Source organism: Terrirubrum flagellatum (genome assembly GCF_022059845.1).
In the GTDB taxonomy this organism is placed as follows: domain Bacteria; phylum Pseudomonadota; class Alphaproteobacteria; order Rhizobiales; family Beijerinckiaceae; genus Terrirubrum; species Terrirubrum flagellatum.
Genome location: NZ_CP091851.1, coordinates 3995013 through 4014646 on the forward strand (window position 1 = coordinate 3995013; position 19634 = coordinate 4014646).

Sequence of the window (19634 nt, forward strand, 5' to 3'; positions counted from 1 at the left end):
ACGTCTCTTCAAGATGCGCCAATCATCTCCGCCACATCCTCCGCAATCGACAGCGACGACGTCAGCCCCGGCGACTCGATGCCGAAGAGATGCACGACGCCCGCGAGCCCATGTTCCGGCGGCCCGTCGATGACGAAGTCCCGGGGCTGCTCGCCCGGCCCCGTGATTTTGGGGCGAATGCCGGAATAATCAGGCACCAGCGATCCATCAGGCAGCGTCGGAAAATAGCGGCGGATCGAAGCGTAGAAGCTCTCGGCGCGCGCCGGATTCACCTCGTAGAATTCGCGATCGATCCATTCGACATCGGGGCCGAATTTCATGCGGCCGGAGAGGTCGAGCGTGACATGCGTGCCAAGCCCGCCATCGACGGGCGCGGGATAAATCAGGTGAGTGAAAACCGGCTTGCCCGCGTATAAGAAATAGTTGCCCTTCGCGAGCACGCGTTTCGGAATGCGCGCGCGCGGATACTCCTCCATCGCGCTCGCAATCTCCTGCGCGCCGAGGCCAGCGCTGTTCACGATCGCGTCGAATAAAAATTCGCCGCCTGCGGCGCCGCCGAACGTCACGCGCCATTCCGCGCCGACGCGCGCAATGCGCTCCACCGGCGTCTCGAAAGCGATCATGCCGCCGTGATCCTCGATCTCGCCCTGCAGCGCGAGCATCATCGCGTGGCTGTCGACGACGCCGGTCTCCGGCGACCATGCGGCCGCGGTGCATCTCAGCGCCGGCTCCATGGCGCGCGCCTTCGCGCCGTCAATCAGCACAAGCCCTTCGACGCCGTTCGCGACGCCCTGCGCCTGGATGGACGCGATCTTCTTCTCTTCCGCTTCGTTCGTTGCGACGATCAGCTTGCCGGTCTTCTTCAGCGGCGCGCCGCGCGCATTGCAAAATTCATAGAGCATACGCCGGCCACGGACGCAGTGCTTCGCGCGCAGCGAACCCGCGGGATAATACATGCCGCCATGGATCACCTCGCTGTTGCGGGAGGAGACGCCGGTGCCAATCCCGTCGGCCTTTTCCGCGACGATGACGTCATGGCCGCGCTTCGCCAGCGCCGCAGCGCAGGCGAGGCCCACCACTCCCGCGCCGATCACCAATGTCGAGGTCATCCCGTCCGAATCCTGTCTTCCCGATAAAAGCCGGCCGGTCGTCATCGGCGCGTCATCGCGGAGTCATCGCGCCGATAGCCCGCATGCGCAGATTGCGCAATCACGTTGCTGGGAGCGCCAAATGAAACAATTGTCCCTTCTCTTCGCCCTCGCCGCCGCCACGGCGCTGACGCCGGTCGCGGCGCGCGCCGATCAGGCCTTTCCGGCCGCCGTCGCCGGCCATGCGATCATGCCCGCCGAGAGCTTTATCGACGCGCCGGCCGACGCGCCGGAGGATCTGAAGATTTCGGGCAAATACACCACGGGCAAGCGCGTCGATCAGCTCGGTTCGGTGATGGGGCTTTCGGCCGATCGCCCGACCGGCGTGTCCGTTCCGTTCAAGGGCCAGCCGCTGCAGGGCCATTCCGGCATCAAGACCATGCCCGACGGCACATTCTGGATCATCACCGACAACGGCTTCGGCGCGAAGGCGAACAGCCAGGATTCGATGCTCTATCTCAACCGCTATCGCATCGACTGGAAGGAAGGAAAGTGGGAGCGCCTCGAAACCATCTTCCTGCATGATCCCGACAAAAAAGTGCCGTTCCGCATCGTCCATGAAGGCACTGCGAAGCGCTATCTCACCGGCGCGGATTTCGACACCGAGAGCTTCCAGATCATCGGCGACACTATCTGGATCGGCGACGAGTTCGGCCCCTATCTCCTGAAGACCGACAAATCGGGCAAGGTGCTCGGCTTCTTCGAGACGCTCGCCGACGGCAAGCCGGTGCGCTCGCCCGACCATTACACGATGACGGCGCCGGCGACGCCGACCGCGACGCTCGATTTCAATGCGCGCCGCTCGAAGGGCTTTGAAGGTATGGCGGCGTCGAAGGATGGCAAATTCCTCTACGCCCTGCTCGAAGGTCCGCTGTGGGATAAAGACCGCAAGGACTGGGAGAAGACAGAAGGCGGCCGCGAATATCTGCGCATCCTCGAATTCGATGTCGCCGGCGAGAAGTGGACCGGCCGTCACTGGAAATATGTGATGGAGGCCAATGGCAACGCCATCGGCGACTTCAACATGATCGACGCCACGACGGGCCTGATCATCGAGCGCGACAATGGTGAAGGCACCGCCGACAAGGCCTGCCCGCAGGGCCAGAAGGCGCCGAATTGCTTCAGCGACGTCGCGAAGTTCAAGCGCGTCTACAAGGTTGAGCTCAATGACGCCAACGTCGGCGGCGTCGCGCGCAAGATCGGCCATATCGATCTCATGAAGATGCAGGACCCGAACAAACTCGCGCGCAAGCCGCTCACCGAAGGCGCGCTCGCTTTCCCCTTCTTCACGATCGAGAATGTCGATGTGGTCGACGCCACGCATATCGTCGTCGGCAACGACAACAACCTGCCCTTCTCGTCGAGCCGCGATCCGAACAAGGCCGACGACAATGAGCTGGTGCTGCTCGAGGTCGAGGCGTTCCTGAAGGCGAAGTAAGCTTTCCGGGATAAAAGTTAGGGCGTTTCCCGTTTACGATGATTCAAGGCTTCGTCATCGCCGCGCTTGTCGCGGCCATCCACGTCTTCATTTCTTTCAAAGACGTGGATGCGCGGAACAAGTCCGCGCATGACGGCCTCTTTCGTGAATATACCAAAACGGGAAATGCTCTGGAAAATGAAACGCCGCCAATACGGCGGCGCTTTCACATCCACTGTCTGCCGTCGCCAGCGGAACAACCCATCGGCGGCAGGCCGCGGCCGAAATTCTTCTTGAGCTGATCGCAGCCCCATTTGCGAAGCGGCTGCGGCATCAGGCCATTGAGTCCGATGCCGACTTCATCATAGGGCGTCTGCGTGTTGGTGACGTAGACGTACCAGCGCCAGCCCAGCGTTCCGCCGCAGGCGATGGCCGCGATGACCAGAATCTGAAAAAGTCTTTTCATCGCGATCGCGCTGAAGATGGCGTCAGGCCGCCATCTGGTTTGCGGGAGCGGCGGCCTTCACCGCCTCATCGACATGGCTTTCGAACTTCTTGAAGTTCGCGCGGAACATGTCGACCAGCTTCTTCGCCGTGTCGGCGAATTCGGCTTTGCTCGCCCAGGTCTTCACGGGATAGAGGATGTGCGGCTCGACGCCGGGCACCGAGGTCGGCACCGCAAATCCGAAATAGGGATCGCGGCGGAAATCGGCGCGGTTCAGCGAACCGTCGAGCGCAGCGGTCAAGAGGCGACGCGTGACACGGATCGGCATGCGGCGGCCGACGCCATATTTGCCGCCGGTCCAGCCCGTATTCACGAGCCAGCAATCGACGTGATGCTTGGCGATCAGTTCGCGCAGCAGGTTCGCATATTCCGAAGGATGGCGCGGAAGAAACGGCGAACCGAAGCAGGTCGAGAATTCCGGCTCGACGCCGACGAGGCCGCGCTCGGTGCCTGCGACCTTCGCGGTGTAACCGGAGAGAAAGTGATACATCGCTTCCGCCGGCGTCAGCTTCGCGATCGGCGGCATCACGCCGAACGCATCGGCGGTGAGCATGATGATGTTCTTGGGGACGCCGGCGCGACCGGTGCGCGACGCATTCGGGATGAAGTCGAGAGGATAGGCCGAGCGCGTATTCTCGGTCTTCGACTGATCGTCGAAGTCGACCTCACGCGTATTCTCGTCGAACACGACATTCTCGAGCACCGTGCCGAACATCTGCGACGCGGCATAGATCTGCGGTTCGGCTTCGGCGGAGAGCTTGATCGTCTTGGCGTAGCAGCCGCCTTCGAAATTGAAGACGCCGTCCTTCGACCAGCCATGTTCGTCATCGCCGATCAGCGTGCGCTCGGGATCGGCCGAGAGCGTCGTCTTGCCGGTGCCGGAGAGGCCGAAGAAGACTGCGGAATCGCCGCGCGGCCCGACATTGGCCGAGCAATGCATCGGCACGACGCCCTTCGCCGGCAGCACGTAGTTGAGATAGGTGAAGACCGATTTCTTCATCTCGCCGGCGTAAGCCGAAGCGCCGATGAGGACGATCTTGCGCGTGAGATCGATCGCAATCACCGTCTCGCTGCGGCAGCCGTGACGCTTCGGATCGGCCTTGAAGCTCGGCAGATCGATGATCGTCATCTCGGGCGCGTAATTCGCGAGCTCCCCGGCTTCCGGGCGGATCAGCAGATTGCGGATGAAGAGAGAGTGCCAGGCGAGTTCGGTGAACACGCGGGCGCGAACGCGATGCGCCGGATCGGCGCCGCCATAGAGATCCTGCGCGAACAGCTCCTTGCCTTCGCAATGCGCAATGAAATCGGCGTAGAGCACGTCGAACTGCTCGGGGCTCATCGCCGCATTGTTGTCCCACCACACGACCTTCTCGGTCGCGGCGTCGCGCACGACGAACTTGTCCTTCGGCGAACGGCCCGTGTGCTGGCCCGTATCGGCCGCAAGCGCGCCGCCCTTCACCAGCGAGCCTTCGCCGCGACGGATCGATTCTTCCACCAGCCGCGCCGCCTCGAAGTTCCAGCGCACCGCCTTCAGCTTGCGGAAGCCGCTGACTTCTGCGCCCTGCGCGCTGTTGAAGACGCCGATATTGTCCGTCACGAGTGATCTCCCTGATCGCGAGCGCCCCGCCCTGGCGTCACGTTCGCGGCCCTCTAGGGCCGCGCAGCGGCGAGCGCAAGCTCGCCCTCGCCGCATGATTCCTCCGGACGAAGGTCCGGCGCAACGGCTTTCCCGGTGGAAAGTGAATGCGGCCGCAGGCCGGCCGGGTCCGTTCAGGCCTTCATCCGCGCCTGTCCCGCGAGATCGACCAGCATCTTCCGGAGCTCCCCCGCTGTGGCGACGCGCGCGGGAAAGGCCAACCGCAACGTCAGGTCTCCTGCGGAAAGGTCGAGGCCTTCCGGATCGATCCCGACGCAGCGCCAGGGCGCTTCGGGACCGTTCAGCAGCCGGGTCGCATAGAGGCCGAGCGCCTGGGCATGGTCCTCGTTCATATGGGCGACAGCACCCGCCTCCGCCTCTACCAGATCCTCGGCTCCGGCGAGATCGGTCAGGAGGTCGGCGGGCGCGAGCTCATAGGCCCTGCCGAAACCGCCATTGAGGCTCGCCCGCTCAGGCGCGAGGCGGAAGAACAGGAAGTCGGGAAAATCGACATAGAGTTCGGATTTGGGATGACGCGCGAGGAATCGTCGGCGGACGCGGGCGCCCTCCTCTCCCTCGCGCGAGACGACGGCGGCGCGCGCGACAAGCGAAACGCGGGGATGGGCGAGCGGATCGCCCTTGCCTGGCTGGCCCAGAAGCAATGAGCAGCGCGCGTCGCCGAGCAGATTGCCAGTGTGGCCCGACAGACGCGAAACGAGAATCAGCGGCGCGCCATCGCAATCGGTCGCGACGCTGGTCAGGCTGGCGAAGGGGCCGCCCTGTTGCGCGTCGATCGTCGCAAGCGAGCCGAACCGCGCGGTCCTGATCAGATTTTTGGCGAGCTGGCGGGCGCTTTCATCAGTTTCCCTGAGGACGGAACCCTTGGGCTCTTCTCTTGCTTCAGACATTGCGTCACACGTTTGATTGACGTTTCACAACACTGCGCCGGATGAGAGATGACTGCGACCATCGAAGACGCGCTGATGCTCGCCGCCGACAAGCATCGCGGACAGACCGATAAGGCCGGGCTTCCCTACATCCTGCATCCGCTCAGGGTGATGCATCATCTCGGCCTCGACGCAACCATGCAGGAGCGCATGGCCGCGCTCCTGCACGATCTCGTCGAGGACACCGACGTCACGCTCGACGATCTGCGCGCGCAGGGCTTTCCCGCCGAAGTCGTGCAGGCGGTCGACAGCCTGACGAAGCGACCTGAGGAGAAAGAGGACTATTTCGCCGCGGTCCGGCGGGCGGGGGCTGACCCGATCGGCAGGAAGGTCAAGATCGCCGACCTTACCGATAACATGGATGTGCGCCGAATCCGCTCTCCGACCGACAAGGACCGGCTCCGCATCGAGCGTTACCGGAAGGCTCTCGACCTGCTACGGTCCTGAAAAAGCGGAGAAAAAGCCAGCCGCCACAATTCAACCCCTGTTTGTTCGATTTCCCGCCAAAGAGGGTGTAGAAGGACGGTGTCGAAGCCGTGCGCCTCCCGCCGCGGCAGCAGAGTGAGTCAATGCCCACGATCGCCCTGGTCGACGACGACCGCAACATCCTCACCTCAGTCTCGATCGCGCTGGAAGCGGAGGGCTATCGCGTCCAGACCTACAATGACGGCGCCGCCGCCTTCGACGGCCTGCGCCAGAACCCGCCTGACATGGCGATCTTCGACATCAAGATGCCGCGCATGGACGGCATGGAGCTTCTGCGCCGATTGCGCCAGAAATCCGACCTCCCCGTGATCTTCCTGACCTCGAAAGACGAGGAGATCGACGAGCTGTTCGGTCTCAAGATGGGGGCCGACGATTTCATCCGGAAACCCTTCTCCCAGCGGCTGCTGGTCGAGCGCGTCAAGGCGATCCTGCGCCGCTCGGGAGCGAAGGACGTGCAGGGTCCGCGCGAGGGCGACGCCAAGGCGCTGGAGCGCGGCCAGCTCCGCATGGATCCGGAGCGCCACACCTGCACCTGGAAGGGCGAGCCGGTGGTGCTCACCGTGACCGAATTCCTGATCCTGCAGTCGCTCGCGCAGCGGCCCGGCGTGGTGAAAAGCCGCAATGCGCTGATGGATGCGGCCTATGACGATCAGGTCTATGTGGACGACCGCACGATCGACAGCCACATCAAGCGCCTGCGCAAGAAGTTCAAGCAGACCGACGACGATTTCGAGATGATCGAGACGCTTTACGGCGTTGGCTATCGCTTCAAGGAATGACTGCGCGCCGCGGCGCGCTCTGATAGAGTCGCGCCGACAGACTTAAGATGGCCGCAGAGATTCATAGCCACGACACCGTGACGTCCACGCGCCAGGCCGGTTTGCGCGGCGCGTTGTCGCGCATGGCCGGGCGCCTCGCCCATCGCGCCGGCTCGACGCTGACGCGGCGGATCGTGCTGCTCAATCTCGCCGGCCTGCTCGCGCTGCTGCTTGGCTATCTCTATCTCAACCAGTTCCGCGCCGGCCTGATCGAGTCGCGCGCGCAGAGCCTCCTGACCCAGGGCGAGATCATCGCCGGCGCCATCGCAGCGTCCGCCAGCGTCGAGAATGACGGCATCATGCTCGACCCGGACAAGCTGTTCCAACAGCAGGCCGGAGACAGTTTCGCCGCGCCGGACGAGAACTCCACGCTCGAATTCTCGATCAATCCCGAACGCGTCTCGCCGGTGCTGCGGCGCCTCATCACGCCAACGAAAACGCGGGCGCGCGTCTTCGATCGCGACGGCGCCACCGTGGTCGATTCCGCACGCTTCATCTCGCGCGGCGACATCACCCGCTTCGAGCTGCCGCCGCCGGCGGCGCATGAAGACACCACGGTCATCCAGCGCACGTTCAATCTCTTCCGCAATCGCTTCGGCCGCATCGGCGTGCCGCTGACGAACGATGATTCAAGCGGCGTTCCCGGCAAACAGCTCGCGGAAGTCAGCAATGCGCTGAAAGGCGAGGCCACAAGCGTGGTGCGCGTCAACCAGCGCGGCGAGACGATCGTTTCGGTCGCAGTGCCAATCCAGCGCTTCCGCTCGGTGCGCGGCGCGCTGCTGCTGGCGACGCAGGGCGGCGATATCGACGCGATCATCTCGCAAGAGCGCTGGGCGCTGGTGCAGATCTTCTGCGTCGCCGCCGCCGTGATGCTCGTGCTGTCGCTCCTGCTCGCCAACACGATCGCCGGCCCGATGCGCAAGCTCGCGGCTGCAGCGGAGAATGTGCGCCGCGGCGTGAAGAAGCGCATCGAGATCCCTGATTATACCGACCGGCGCGACGAGATCGGCCATCTCTCAGGATCGCTGCGCGATATGACGCAGGCGCTCTACAAGCGCATCGAGGGCACAGAGCGCTTCGCCGCCGATGTCGCCCATGAACTCAAGAATCCGCTGACCTCGCTGCGCAGCGCGGTCGAGACGCTGCCGCTCGCGAAGACCGACGACGCGCGCAAGCGATTGCTCGCCGTTATTCAACACGATGTGCGCCGTCTCGATCGGCTGATCAGCGACATCTCCGACGCGTCGCGCCTCGACGCCGAACTCGCGCGCAGCGAGGCCGATCCCGTCGATGTCGCGCGCCTCGTCGAAGCGGTCGCCAGCGTCGCCAATGAAGTGCGCAAGGCCGGCAGCCCGCGCGTCGAGATCGCGACGCCAACAATGCAGGCGGCGCGCGACGCCTGCCTGGTCAACGGACAGGACAGCCGGCTTGGCCAGGTGCTCACCAATCTGATCGAGAACGCCCGTTCTTTCTCGCCGCCCGACGGCGCGGTGCGCGTGGCGCTCAAGCGCGTGGCGCGCGAAGTCGAGATCAGCGTCGAAGATGACGGGCCGGGCATTCCCGATCATGCGCTCGAACGCATCTTCGAGCGCTTCTACACCGACAGGCCCGATCAGGGATTCGGCCAGAATTCCGGCCTCGGCCTTTCCATCTCGCGACAGATCGTCGAGGCCCATGGCGGACGCATCTGGGCGGAAAATCGAATGGGGCCGCCCGACGAAACGGGCGAACCCCGGAAACTCGGCGCGCGCTTCATCGTGCGCCTGCCCGCGGCGGGATAAACGCAATGACCAGCGAATCCCTTCACGCCACCTGCGTCATCGTCGGCGAAGACGGCGTGCTGATCCGCGGCCGCTCCGGCGCCGGCAAGAGCAAGCTGGCGCGAGGACTCATCGGCGAAGCGAAGCAGCGCGGCTTCTTCGCCCGTCTCGTGGGCGATGATCGCGTGATGGTCGAAGCAGCCGACGGCCGCCTGATCGGATCGGGCCATCCAGCGATCGCCGGCTTCATCGAAGCGCGCGGGCTCGGCATTCTGCCGGCGGAAACAGAGCAGGCCTGCGTGGTCAGGCTCATCGTCGACCTCGCCGACGAACCGGGACCGCGCCTGCCCGACCACAAGGATAAATGGGTGACGGTTTGCGGCACGACCATCGCGCGGCTGATGCTCGGACCGGAAGCGGATCGGCCCGATCTCGTCTTCACGGCGCTCGATCAGCTCAGGGCGAAGCGCCAAAAATGATGCGGGAAGAGAACAAAAATAGTCCAAACAAGCTGAGGGCTCGCCGAAATATCGCCACGATTCGCTCTTGCGCTTTTGCTCGCACTGCACAAGATACGCGGCTCCAGCCGCCGGATTGGCGGCTCCAGGTTTCAGACCCGATATGATCGGAATGGTGCTCGTGACCCACGGGCAGCTTGCGACCGAGTTTCGCGCTGCCCTTGAGCACGTCGTAGGTCCCCAAAATCAACTCGAAACCATCGCCATCGGTCCCGAGGACGATATGGATTCGCGCCGCAACGACATCATGTCGGCGGTGAAGCACGTCAACACCGGCGACGGCGTGGTGCTGCTGACCGACATGTTCGGCGGCACCCCATCGAACCTCGCGATTTCGTGCATGAGCGGCGCCAAGGTCGAGGTGGTCGCCGGCATCAACCTGCCGATGCTGATCAAGCTTGCGCGGGTGCGCGAGGACGCCGATCTTACCGAGGCGGTGGCGCAGGCGCAGGATGCGGGCCGCAAATACATCAATGTCGCCAGCCGGGTGCTGGCCGGGAAATAGCGGATGTCGGGCGCGCCTGATTTCGATGACTTCGACCAGCCCTGCCCGCCGGCGCCGGTTCCCGACGGGGCGCTCGTCCGTGAAATCAGGATCGTCAACAAGAAGGGCCTGCACGCCCGCGCCACGGCGAAATTCGTGCAATGCGCCGAGCGTTTCGACGCCGACATCACTGTCACCCGCTGCGGCGAGACGGTCGGCGGCTCCTCGATCATGGGCCTGCTGACGCTCGCCGCCGCCATGGGCACGACCATCACGGTGACGGCGAAAGGCGACCAAGCCGAAGCCGCGCTCGACGCGCTGAGCAATCTCGTCGGCGACCGGTTCGGCGAAGGCGAATAGCCGGCGTTCCTCCCCGGCGGGAATGTCCTCATGAATCTCGAACTCGACGGCAAGGTCGCGATCGTCACCGGCGGCAGCCGCGGCATCGGCAAGGCGATCGTCAACGCGCTGGCGCGCGAGGGCGTCGATGTCGCGATCGTGGCGCGCGATATGGAAACAGCCGATGCGACCGCGAAGGAGATTTCTGCGGCCACAAGCAGGAAGGTGAAAGCCTATCGCGCCGACACCGGCGACGACGCCGAGACGCGCGCGGCGACCGCCCAGATCGTCACGGATTTCGGCCGCATCGACATTCTCGTCAACGCCGCTGCGCAGCCCGGCGGCCAGGCGCCGCCGCCCAAGCTCGCCGAGGTGACGTCGGATTTCTTCCACGCTGACGTGAATGTGAAGGTGATGGGCTATCTGCGCATGGCGCGCGAGGCGGCGCCGCACATGATCGCCGGAGGCTTCGGCCGCATCATCAATATCAGCGGGCTTGCAGCGCGGCAGACAGGCGCGATCGTCGGCAGCATCCGCAATGTCGGGGTCGCGGCGCTGACCAAGAATCTCGCCGACGAACTCGGGCCGCACGGCATCACCGTCAATTGCGTGCATCCCGGTCTGACGCGCACGGAGAAGACGGAAGGCGTGATCGCGCGCATGGCCGAGAAGCAGGGCGTCGCGCCGGACGAGATCGAGCGACGCATGGCGTCAGGAAATTCGATCCGCCGTTTCGTCACGGCGGAGCAGATCGGCGACATCGTCGCTTTTCTCGCCTCGCCGAAATCGATCGCCATCAATGGCGAGTCAATCGGCGCCGGCGGCGGCGCGCCCGGCGCGATTCACTACTGAAACCGCTCGGCGGCGCTCATTCTGCGCCGACAGGCTTCCGCGACCAGAAAGGCTATGCCGCCGGCTGCGCGTGGGTGATCGCCGCGATCTTCTGCTGATGAGCGACGAAACCCTTCGCCGCGTCCGACTGGAAGAGGCTGAGCTTGTCCGCTTCATCATCGGCGACCGGCGCCATCGCCGCGTCAGCGTAAGTTTTCTGAAGCTCCTTGCGCCGCGAACGGATCACGAGACTGGCCGCGCCATGCTTGCCCCAAAGCCAGGTCCAGCGCGCCTGCTTGACGAGCGTTTCGAGCGCAAACTTGGGATAAAACACGAGCGGATGCTCGATCGGCATCCCCGGACGCCGCACGGTCCGCGACTTGCGCCTGACATAGCCGACTTCGAGGGGATGGACGCCCTCGATGTCGATCGAGCCCATGAACCACATCTGATAGACGAGCAGCTTGGTCGGCGGGATGCCGACGGACGCCGCGCGCTTCTGCACCGTCTTCATGTGATCGTCGGAATAATAGAAGCGCCACGCGTCGCGATAGACGCTTTCCCACTCGCTGCGCGACATCTTGGGATGATCCGTGCAGGTGTGGTTGAGATCGTAGCGGTTCATGTCGGCGTCCATGGCGACGCCCTTCGACCAAAGAACCTTGTGATCTTCCGAACCCGGCAGCGGCGTCAGCAGGAAGAATTCGAGAATATCGACCGGCAGCTCGGTCTTGATGATCTGCAGGTCGCGCATGATGGAGGCGCGCGTATCGCCGGGGAAGCCGAGGATATAGCCGGCGTAGGTGATGATGCGATGCTCCTTCCAGTCGAGCAGCATGCGCCGATATTCCGTGATCTTGTTCTGCCGCTTCTTCGCGCCGACGAGGCTTTCCGGATTGATGTTCTCGAGGCCGATGAACACGCGCCGCACGCCGGCCAGCGCCGCCTTCTCGATGAAACGCGGAATCTTGTGGCAGAGCGTGTCGACCTGAATGGTCGCCGAAATCCGGATGCCTTCATCGCGCAGCGCGATCAGGCGATCGAAAATCTGCTCCCAGTCCTTGTTGCGGGCGAAATTATCGTCGGTGATGAAATATTGATGCACGCCCGCGGCGTCGTTCTCGCGCACGATGGCTTCGATATCGTCCGCCGAACGACGACGTGAAATCCGGCCCTGCACATTGATGATGGTGCAGAAAGAACACTGATAAGGACAGCCGCGGCCGGCGTCGAAGCTCGTCATGCGCCCGACCGTTCGGGCGATTTGTTCGCTTGGCAGGTAGGGAATAGGCGTTCCCCCGACGCCGGGCAGATCCTTCATGTAATTGTAGAGCGGCGCGAGCGCGCCGCGCGCGGCGTCCTGAAGCACGCCTTCGAGACGCCCTTCGGCCTCGCCTGCGAACAGCGACACGCCAAGCTTCTCGGCGCGCAGCACATCGGGATCGCGCTCGGGCAGCATCGCGATCGTGCCGGAGACATGGAATCCGCCGATGCCGACCTGCAGGCCGGCGGCGCGGAACTCCGTCGCGAGATCGAGCGCGCGCGGCATCTGGTTGGATTGCACGCCGACCAGCATCACCATGCCGCCGGCGGCCGACGCCTTCACACGCTGGATGATATCGCCAACCCGAATGCGCGTGTTGGTCTCGTCATAAACTTCAAGCTCGATATCGACATCGTCGCCGAGCACGCGCCGGGAGGCGCAGTCGCGCGCCAGCCCGTAAAGCGCGGCAAGACTGTTCGAGGGGATCCAGGATTTCCACCACTGGATGACGTAGCCGTCATCGTCATAGTGGGACGGCTTGATCAGCACCAATCGGAAGACCGACCGTGGGAGCGTGGTCGACATATCTCTCCGATCAGGTCGATTGCGTAACCCAATCTATAGATCGCGCCCTCTGGTCACAAGGCGTCCCTCGCGCCGTCAGTTTCGCTCCACAGGCTGGTCGCCGGCCATGACCTAACGGCGCCCTCTCGCCGCCGGCCTGGCCGTTCGCGATGTGTAAAAGAGCACATCCCGGGTGTAGATGCCGGCGCAGCCTTCGCCTTTGGCGGATCGCCCGCGCATTTGATTCAGGCTTCAGGACCCACGCGATGTCGGATGAATTTTTCGGGCGCGCGCCCATTTCCCGGCGGCAGGCGATGGCCGCTACAGCCGCCGGCGCCGCGCTGATCTCAACCCCTTCCGCCGCCGCGGAGACGCTTGCGGGCGCTGTCGCGTCTGTTCGCGGCATGGCTTTCGCCGAGATCGGGCCCGGAACGCGCACCTTGATCGAGGCGGCGGCGGTCTATCTCGACGATCTCCTGCGGACAGGAGAAGATTCCAGGCTCGGCGTGAAGCTGACGAACGGCAATCAGGTCAGCCTCGGCGCGCGCGCCAAGCTGAAGATCGATCGCGCCACGCTCGATGGCGGCGGCGCGCTGACCGTGGATTCCGGATCGCTGATCCTCGATCGGCCCGATCCCACGAAGAAGGGCCGCCTCACGGTGACCTCGCCCTATGCGGTGATCGCGGTGCGCGGCACAAAGTTCTTCGTTGGCGACGCGGATGGCTATGGCGTGTTCGTCGAGCGCGGCGAGGTGCAAGTCAGCGCGGCCGGCAAGAGCGTGACGCTGCGCGCCGGGCAGGGAACGACGATCAGCGCCATCGGCGCGCCGCCCGACGCTCCGAAGGAGTGGGGCGCGGCGCGGATCGCGAAAGCGATTGCGTTAACGAGTTAGCGTAACAAGAACAAAGAAACTCCAACCCTTGGCGCGAACGACTTTCTCGATCTCCGAGCTTCATAAGAAAACAGCTCATCTATGACCACGACGTTGTCTTCAGCCGGCTGACTCCGCGAAAACTCTGAAGCGACGAGTTGTGTCCAGACGCAATCGGGATCACTAGAAATTTGAACTGATCGCAGCGGCGGTTCGTTTGTGCGGCCGCGCACGCCACGAGTGAAGGCGCGTGGCAGATTGAACGAACCTCATCGGGATCTGCGCCATGGCGGTCGTGTTCCTGGACCCTGAGCCGTCTACGGGAGACGGTTTTGATGTCGCCGCACAATATCAGATGGTTCCGAGCGGCGGCCATCGGCGCATGGGCCTCTGGGTGCAAGCTGACGAAACAGAGGATGTAATCATCTATCCTGCCGATCCGAACAAGATCGGGCTGTGGGGTCTTTATACGATTGACGGGCGCCCTGCAGTCACGCGCGGCGCCGGTTATCAGGTGGCGAGGAATTCAGCGATCCGCTTTTTCATGCGTGGACGCGACCCAGGCCCGACCGCCTTGATCGTCGAAACCGTCTCCGGAAAGCCACGCAGCTTCCTGCTTGTCTCCGTCAAGACGCAACGGGCCCTCACCTATCAGCTTTATGTCCTCTCGGATGCGGTGCGAAAGCCCAACATTGTCGAATCGGGCGGTGAGATGAAAACGATCATGGCGGATGTGGCGCGCCTTTTCATCGAGCAGGCGAACGTCAAGCTGACACAAGTCGGCGACATCGCCAACGCGGCCGCTCTTCTCGATCTCAATGCGCGCGATCCGCTCAAGAGACGGATCTTTCTCGACGATCCAACGATATTCTCTGCGATCGCATCGGCAGCTCTGGCGGCGCCACACGCCATCGCCGATCTCTATATTTTCCGCACCTGGGATATCGTCATCGAGTCGAAACCGGACCTCGTTGGACTCGCAACCGGGAACTGCTGCTTCGTGGAGAATTTTCCACCCGGCAACAGGGCGACCTCCCTCTATGCCCATGAAATCGGACACAATTTGGGCCTGTTTCATGACAACGATGCGCAGCACATCATGTTTCCGAATATCGGGGGTTTGTCGTTTTCAATGCATGACATCGAGACGATGAATTTTGGATATCCGATCGGAGCAATCTGAGATGTCGCTCCGTTCGAATCTTTTCACTGGCGATAAGGCGCTCGAAGCGGCGAGCGCCAACCATAAGGCGCATATTATGCGCGGCGCCATCGGAACACATGTGCGCAGGATTCAGGTCGCGCTCTCGGTGCTTGATAACGCTGTGATCGCCGAGAATGAAATGGCGTCGTTCATGTTCGGCCCAACCACGGCCGCAGCAGTTCTCGCCTACAAGCGCGCGCGCGACATCGTCAATCACTCTTATCAGAGCCAAGCGGACGACATCGTCGGGATTATGACGGTGGCGGTGATGGACAAGGAGTTGTTTGAAAATGAAGTGGCCCCTGAGCGAAGCCGGCAATACTCATGTCGCCGCCGCTGCCTTTGCGTGACGAACAGCGAGCGCAAGCAGGCCGCATTGGCCATTGCGCAGCGGATGTCGGCTCATCTTGGGCGGTCGCTTATCAGCTAGCGCCCTGAGGTGTTTTGGGTTTTCGCGTCTGCTGCACCAACGCCGCACGGCTCGCTGACGATCAGCGACGCAGCGCCCGCAAACGGTTCGATCGTTCCCAGTTCGCGAAAGCGGTGACGCGTCGCGAGCGCGACGCAGCGCGGGCCGACGGCGATCGCCGAACCGAATTTCTTGTTCGAGGCTTCGAGGCGCGACGCGAGATTGATCGCGGTTCCGTGCGCGGTGTAGTCGAGCTTTCCGCTCGCGCCGACATCGCCAAGGATGGCGCGGCCCGTCTCGACGCCGATGCGCGTGCGCCCCAGCTTGAGATGCGCATTTTCCGGCGCGATGCGAAACGCTTCCGTCGCAATGTGAATCGACAGCGCGCAATCGACGGCGCGCGCCGCATGATCGGGCAGCTCCACCGGCGCATTGAAGAAGGCATGCACCGCGTCGCCGACGAATTTGTCGACCATGCCGCCATGTTCGACGACGATGGCGCAGACGCAGGCGAAATAGCGGTCGAGCAGCGCGACAAGTTCGACCGGGCCGATGCGCTCCGTCATGGCGGTGAAGCCTTCGAGATCGGTGAAGAGCGCGGTGATCTCGCGCTCCTCGCCGGCGAGCTTCAACAGTTCAGGATCTTCCGCGAGCCGCGCGACGATCGCCGGCGGCAGTCGCGTCGCGAAACTGCGCTCAAGCGCGACGCGACGGGCGCGCGCCTCGGCGAAGGCTGCGAAATTCGACGCCTGCCAGGCGCCGAGCGCGGTCACGACAGGCCAGAGCGGATCGACGAGCAACGCGCGCCAACGCCAGAGGATCACGCAAACCGCGCACCAGAGCGCAGCGACGACGATTGTGGCGACAGCGGCGCGCGCCGGCGTCAGCTTGATAACCGCAATGACGCCGAGCACAGCCAGCAACGCCGCGACAGCAAGTTCGACCCAGAACGCCGCGGCGGGCCGGATCGGAATTGCGTTGTCGATGATTTGCTCGAGCGTGTCGGCCTCGATCTGCACCGTTGGCGTGAAGGCGTCGGCCGCGGTTTCGCGCAATCCGCCGGCTTCGGGCGCGCTCGCGCCAATCAGGACGAACTTGCCGGTGAATTTTTCGCGCGCAGCGTCGGGCGCGTCGAGCAGACTCGCCGCAGCGACCGTGCGCGCCGCGCGATGCGCCGGCGAGGACGTCCAGAGCCTGAGACTCGCATCGCGCGCCAGCGGCGCGACATGCCCGCCGACGCGCAAGGTCCGCGCGCGGCCATCGATCAGGAGATTGCCGTCGCCGGAGCCAATCCGCAGCGTCTCGACCGCGATGCCGCCATAGACCACGCCGCCGCCGGCCGCGAGCAGCGGCACGCGACGCACTGGCTCGCCATCCGACGCGGGGAGCGTGAGCACGCCAAGGCCTTTCGCCGCATCGATCAGGGGCCGCACCGGCGCGGTGACGCCACGCGTGACGAGGAGATCGGGCAGATCAGGAGGCTCGCCTTCGAGGCCGAGCGGCGGGCCTTCGGGCGCAGCCGCCGCGGGCGAAGGATCGAGCACGACGCCGAGCGCGACCGGCGCGCCACGAAGAGCTGAAGCCAGCGCTTCGACATTCGGCGGCGGCGCATCGCCTGCGGCGCGGGCTTCGGCCAGAAGCATATCGAAGCCAATGGCGAGCGGCTTCGCCGCCACGGCCGCGCCTGCGAGTCGAGCGAGCGTCTCGCGCGGCCAGGGCCAGGAGCCGAAGCGATCGAGCGCGGCGCGATCGATATCGACAACAAGCACGGGGCTCGCGAGAGGCGCGCGCGGAAACGCTGCGATCAGCCGATCAAACAGCGCCTCGCGAATGCGATCGGCGAAGCCTAGGGGATCAAAGGCCGTGTGCGCGGCGACGAGCGCGAGCGCCGCGAAGCCGGCGAGCGGCGCCATCCAGCGCGAGCGTCGGGCGAAGCGTCTCACGCATCGTCCTCGCCTTCGACGATGGCGCGCAACGCTTCGAGATCGCAATCGCAGCGCCGGCCCTTGCGGCGCATGACGCCGCTTTCGGCCCAGTTCATCAGCACGCGATTGACACGCGGCCGCGTCGCTCCCGCAAGCGCGGCGAGTTCGCGCTGATCGACGGGAATATCGAAGGATGCGCGCTTTTTCTCCGCCGCGTCAGGGCCAGCGAAGAGCAGAAAGAGATGCGCGACGCGACCTTCGAGAGGCTTCAGCGCAATCGTTTCGAGTTGATCGGTTGTCGCGCGCAGGCGGCCGCAGAGAACCGCAAGCACCGCATCCTGCATCGCCGGCGTCGCGCGGAACGAAGTCTGGAAATCACGACGCGACAGGGACAGCAAGGTCGACGGAGTGACGGCGGCCGCATCTGTCGTGCGGCCGGCGCCGTCGAGCAGCGCGATCTCGCCGAAAGCCTCGCCCGGGCCGGCGAGGCGGACGGTGAATTCGCGGCCCTGGGCGCTGTCGCGCGCCAGCCGGATCGCGCCGGTCTCGACGATGAACATGGCGTCGCCAGGATCGTCGCGATGGAACAGCGTCTCGCCGGGCGAGAGTTTGCGGCGCGTCACGCGGCCGGCCAGCACAGTCAGCGCAGCCTCGTCCAGCGATGCGAAAAACGCATGGCCCCGCAGGAGCGCCACGATGGAAAGAGGCCCGCTCATCATCCCAGCCGGTTCGACGGGGGGAAGCTATCCCAAGGGCGCCCGGAGGGAAATCCGGCCCGACCGGCCTGCGAAGGCCACATAAAGAAATCTTTATATCTTTATTGCGAGGTCGGAGAGCCGGTGCTATAGGCCCGGCCGACGCACAGGTTTCCCAGAGGAGCGAACATGGCCCAGGCCGCCGTGAAACCCGCGAACGACGCGGATTATATCGTCAAGGACATCTCGCTCGCCGGCTTCGGCCGCAAGGAGATCGAGCTCGCCGAGACCGAAATGCCGGGCCTGATGGCCATCCGCGCGGAGTATGGCCCGAAGCAGCCGCTCAAGGGCGCCCGCGTCGCCGGCTCGCTGCATATGACCATCCAGACGGCGGTGCTGATCGAGACGCTGAAGGCGCTCGGCGCCGACGTCCGCTGGGTCTCCTGCAACATCTTCTCCACCCAGGACCACGCCGCAGCCGCGATCGCCGCCGCTGGCACCCCGGTCTTCGCCTACAAGGGCGAGACGCTCACCGAATACTGGGACTACACCGCGAAGCTGTTCGACTGGCATGGCGGCGGCACGCCCAACATGATCCTCGACGATGGCGGCGACGCCACAATGCTCGTCCATCACGGCCTGCGCGCCGAGCAGGGCGACACGGCTTTCCTCGACAAGCCTGAGTCCGAAGAAGAGGAAATCTTCTACGCGCTGCTCAAGCGTCTCCTGAAAGAAAAGCCGAAGGGCTGGTTCGCCGAGGTCGCGAAGGCGATCAAGGGCGTGTCGGAAGAGACGACGACGGGCGTACATCGCCTCTACAAGCTCGCCGAGCAGGGCAAGCTTCTGTTCCCGGCGTTCAACGTCAATGATTCCGTGACGAAATCGAAATTCGACAATCTCTATGGCTGTCGTGAATCGCTCGTCGACGCGCTGCGCCGCGGCACCGACGTGATGATGGCCGGCAAGGTCGCGTTCGTCGCCGGTTATGGCGATGTCGGCAAGGGCTCGGCCGCGTCGCTGCGTCAGGCCGGCGCGCGCGTGATCGTTGCGGAAGTCGATCCGATCTGCGCGCTGCAGGCGTCGATGGAAGGCTATGAAGTGACGACGATCGAGGACGCGCTGCCGCGCGCCGACATCTATGTCACCGCGACTGGCAACAAGGACATCATCACCGTCGATCACATGCGGGAGATGAAGGATCGCGCCATCGTCTGCAACATCGGCCATTTCGACAATGAGATTCAGGTCTCCGGCCTGAAGAATTTCAAATGGACGAACATCAAGCCGCAGGTGGACGAGATCGAGTTTCCGAAGGGGAATCGCATCATCCTTCTCTCCGAAGGCCGGCTGGTGAATCTCGGCAACGCAATGGGGCATCCTTCTTTCGTGATGTCGTCGTCCTTCTCGAACCAGACCCTGGCGCAGATCGAGTTGTGGTCGAACCAGGGCAAGTACGAGAAAAAGGTCTACACGCTGCCGAAATTCCTCGACGAGAAGGTCGCCGCGCTTCATCTCGCCAAGCTCGGCGTCAAGCTCACGGCGCTGCGCAAGGAGCAGGCGGACTATATCGGCGTGCCGCAGAGCGGCCCGTTCAAACCCGATCACTATCGCTACTGACGAATAATCCGCGCCGGACCGGCGCGGACTCCTTTCGTTCCAATCAGTGTCAAGCGCGCGCGCCCTCCCGGGCGCGCGATTTTTTTTGAGTCACGATTCGTTAACCGCTTCCTGACGGAGTCACGCAGCAGTTAAAGTGCAGTGATTCGGGTTCGGCGGGGCGACGGATTCCGGGCGATGCGGCAACGCCAGTCG

Annotated in this window: 20 protein-coding genes; 12 read left to right on the forward strand and 8 right to left on the reverse strand. The window is 64.1% G+C overall.

Annotated features, from left to right (window positions below):
* Positions 1-8: 8 nt before the first annotated feature.
* Complete coding sequence (locus L8F45_RS19220) at positions 9-1109, reverse strand: NAD(P)/FAD-dependent oxidoreductase (RefSeq protein ID WP_342359468.1); 1101 nt, start codon at positions 1107-1109, stop codon at positions 9-11.
* A 121-nt stretch (positions 1110-1230) separates the two neighbouring features.
* Here L8F45_RS19220 and L8F45_RS19225 point away from each other — a divergent pair, with 121 nt between their 5' ends.
* A complete protein-coding gene (locus tag L8F45_RS19225; protein ID WP_342359469.1) occupies positions 1231-2586 on the forward strand; it encodes an esterase-like activity of phytase family protein in 1356 nt (451 codons plus the stop codon).
* A gap of 17 nt (positions 2587-2603) precedes the next feature.
* On the opposite strand, the gene L8F45_RS19230 is transcribed toward L8F45_RS19225, so the two are convergent.
* The 4 genes from L8F45_RS19230 to L8F45_RS19245 form a co-directional block, all read right to left on the reverse strand.
* A complete protein-coding gene (locus L8F45_RS19230) occupies positions 2604-2801 on the reverse strand; it encodes a hypothetical protein (RefSeq protein WP_342359470.1) in 198 nt (65 codons plus the stop codon).
* Complete coding sequence (locus tag L8F45_RS19235) at positions 2792-3031, reverse strand: hypothetical protein (RefSeq protein ID WP_342359471.1); 240 nt, start codon at positions 3029-3031, stop codon at positions 2792-2794. Before L8F45_RS19235 ends, L8F45_RS19230 begins: the two co-directional genes overlap by 10 nt.
* A 22-nt stretch (positions 3032-3053) precedes the next feature.
* The gene (locus L8F45_RS19240) at positions 3054-4667 is read right to left on the reverse strand and encodes a phosphoenolpyruvate carboxykinase (protein WP_342359472.1); all 1614 of its coding nucleotides are present in this window, start codon (positions 4665-4667) and stop codon (positions 3054-3056) included.
* A gap of 173 nt (positions 4668-4840) precedes the next feature.
* Complete coding sequence (locus tag L8F45_RS19245) at positions 4841-5614, reverse strand: HugZ family pyridoxamine 5'-phosphate oxidase (RefSeq protein ID WP_342359473.1); 774 nt, start codon at positions 5612-5614, stop codon at positions 4841-4843.
* A 48-nt stretch (positions 5615-5662) separates the two neighbouring features.
* Here L8F45_RS19245 and L8F45_RS19250 point away from each other — a divergent pair, with 48 nt between their 5' ends.
* The 7 genes from L8F45_RS19250 (at position 5663) to L8F45_RS19280 (ending at position 10910) form a co-directional block, all read left to right on the forward strand.
* Positions 5663-6100, forward strand: a complete 438-nt coding sequence (locus L8F45_RS19250) for an HD domain-containing protein (RefSeq protein ID WP_342359474.1) — start codon at positions 5663-5665, stop codon at positions 6098-6100.
* Between the two features lie 122 nt (positions 6101-6222).
* The gene (locus L8F45_RS19255) at positions 6223-6918 is read left to right on the forward strand and encodes a response regulator transcription factor (RefSeq protein WP_342359475.1); all 696 of its coding nucleotides are present in this window, start codon (positions 6223-6225) and stop codon (positions 6916-6918) included.
* A gap of 47 nt (positions 6919-6965) precedes the next feature.
* Positions 6966-8738 (forward strand): stimulus-sensing domain-containing protein, encoded by a 1773-nt coding sequence (locus L8F45_RS19260; protein WP_425329940.1) that lies wholly within the window; start codon positions 6966-6968, stop codon positions 8736-8738.
* Between the two features lie 5 nt (positions 8739-8743).
* A complete protein-coding gene (locus L8F45_RS19265) occupies positions 8744-9196 on the forward strand; it encodes an HPr kinase/phosphorylase (protein WP_342359476.1) in 453 nt (150 codons plus the stop codon).
* 142 nt (positions 9197-9338) lie between these two features.
* Complete coding sequence (locus L8F45_RS19270) at positions 9339-9740, forward strand: PTS sugar transporter subunit IIA (protein ID WP_342359477.1); 402 nt, start codon at positions 9339-9341, stop codon at positions 9738-9740.
* A gap of 3 nt (positions 9741-9743) precedes the next feature.
* The gene (locus L8F45_RS19275) at positions 9744-10079 is read left to right on the forward strand and encodes an HPr family phosphocarrier protein (protein ID WP_342359478.1); all 336 of its coding nucleotides are present in this window, start codon (positions 9744-9746) and stop codon (positions 10077-10079) included.
* A 30-nt stretch (positions 10080-10109) separates the two neighbouring features.
* Complete coding sequence (locus L8F45_RS19280; protein ID WP_342359479.1) at positions 10110-10910, forward strand: SDR family NAD(P)-dependent oxidoreductase; 801 nt, start codon at positions 10110-10112, stop codon at positions 10908-10910.
* A gap of 52 nt (positions 10911-10962) precedes the next feature.
* On the opposite strand, the gene L8F45_RS19285 is transcribed toward L8F45_RS19280, so the two are convergent.
* The gene (locus tag L8F45_RS19285) at positions 10963-12738 is read right to left on the reverse strand and encodes a B12-binding domain-containing radical SAM protein (protein ID WP_342359480.1); all 1776 of its coding nucleotides are present in this window, start codon (positions 12736-12738) and stop codon (positions 10963-10965) included.
* Positions 12739-13031: 293 nt separating this feature from the next.
* On the opposite strand from L8F45_RS19285, the gene L8F45_RS19290 reads away from it, so the two are divergent.
* From L8F45_RS19290 to L8F45_RS19300, 3 genes are all read left to right on the forward strand, one after another.
* Complete coding sequence (locus L8F45_RS19290) at positions 13032-13610, forward strand: FecR family protein (RefSeq protein WP_342359481.1); 579 nt, start codon at positions 13032-13034, stop codon at positions 13608-13610.
* 265 nt (positions 13611-13875) lie between these two features.
* A complete protein-coding gene (locus L8F45_RS19295) occupies positions 13876-14772 on the forward strand; it encodes a matrixin family metalloprotease (protein WP_342359482.1) in 897 nt (298 codons plus the stop codon).
* 1 nt (position 14773) lies between these two features.
* Positions 14774-15223: a peptidoglycan-binding domain-containing protein gene (locus L8F45_RS19300; RefSeq protein ID WP_342359483.1), complete on the forward strand. Its 450-nt coding sequence runs from the start codon at positions 14774-14776 to the stop codon at positions 15221-15223.
* On the opposite strand, the gene L8F45_RS19305 is transcribed toward L8F45_RS19300, so the two are convergent.
* Positions 15220-17145, reverse strand: a complete 1926-nt coding sequence (locus L8F45_RS19305) for a CHASE2 domain-containing protein (protein ID WP_342359484.1) — start codon at positions 17143-17145, stop codon at positions 15220-15222. The two genes, L8F45_RS19300 and L8F45_RS19305, sit on opposite strands and share 4 nt — an antisense overlap.
* On the reverse strand, positions 17142-17846 hold the full coding sequence (locus L8F45_RS19310; RefSeq protein WP_342359485.1) for a Crp/Fnr family transcriptional regulator: 705 nt from the start codon (positions 17844-17846) through the stop codon (positions 17142-17144). Before L8F45_RS19310 ends, L8F45_RS19305 begins: the two co-directional genes overlap by 4 nt.
* A 165-nt stretch (positions 17847-18011) precedes the next feature.
* Between L8F45_RS19310 and ahcY the strand changes: the two genes are divergently transcribed.
* On the forward strand, positions 18012-19439 hold the full coding sequence (gene ahcY / locus L8F45_RS19315; RefSeq protein ID WP_342359486.1) for an adenosylhomocysteinase: 1428 nt from the start codon (positions 18012-18014) through the stop codon (positions 19437-19439).
* Positions 19440-19634 lie beyond the last annotated feature (195 nt).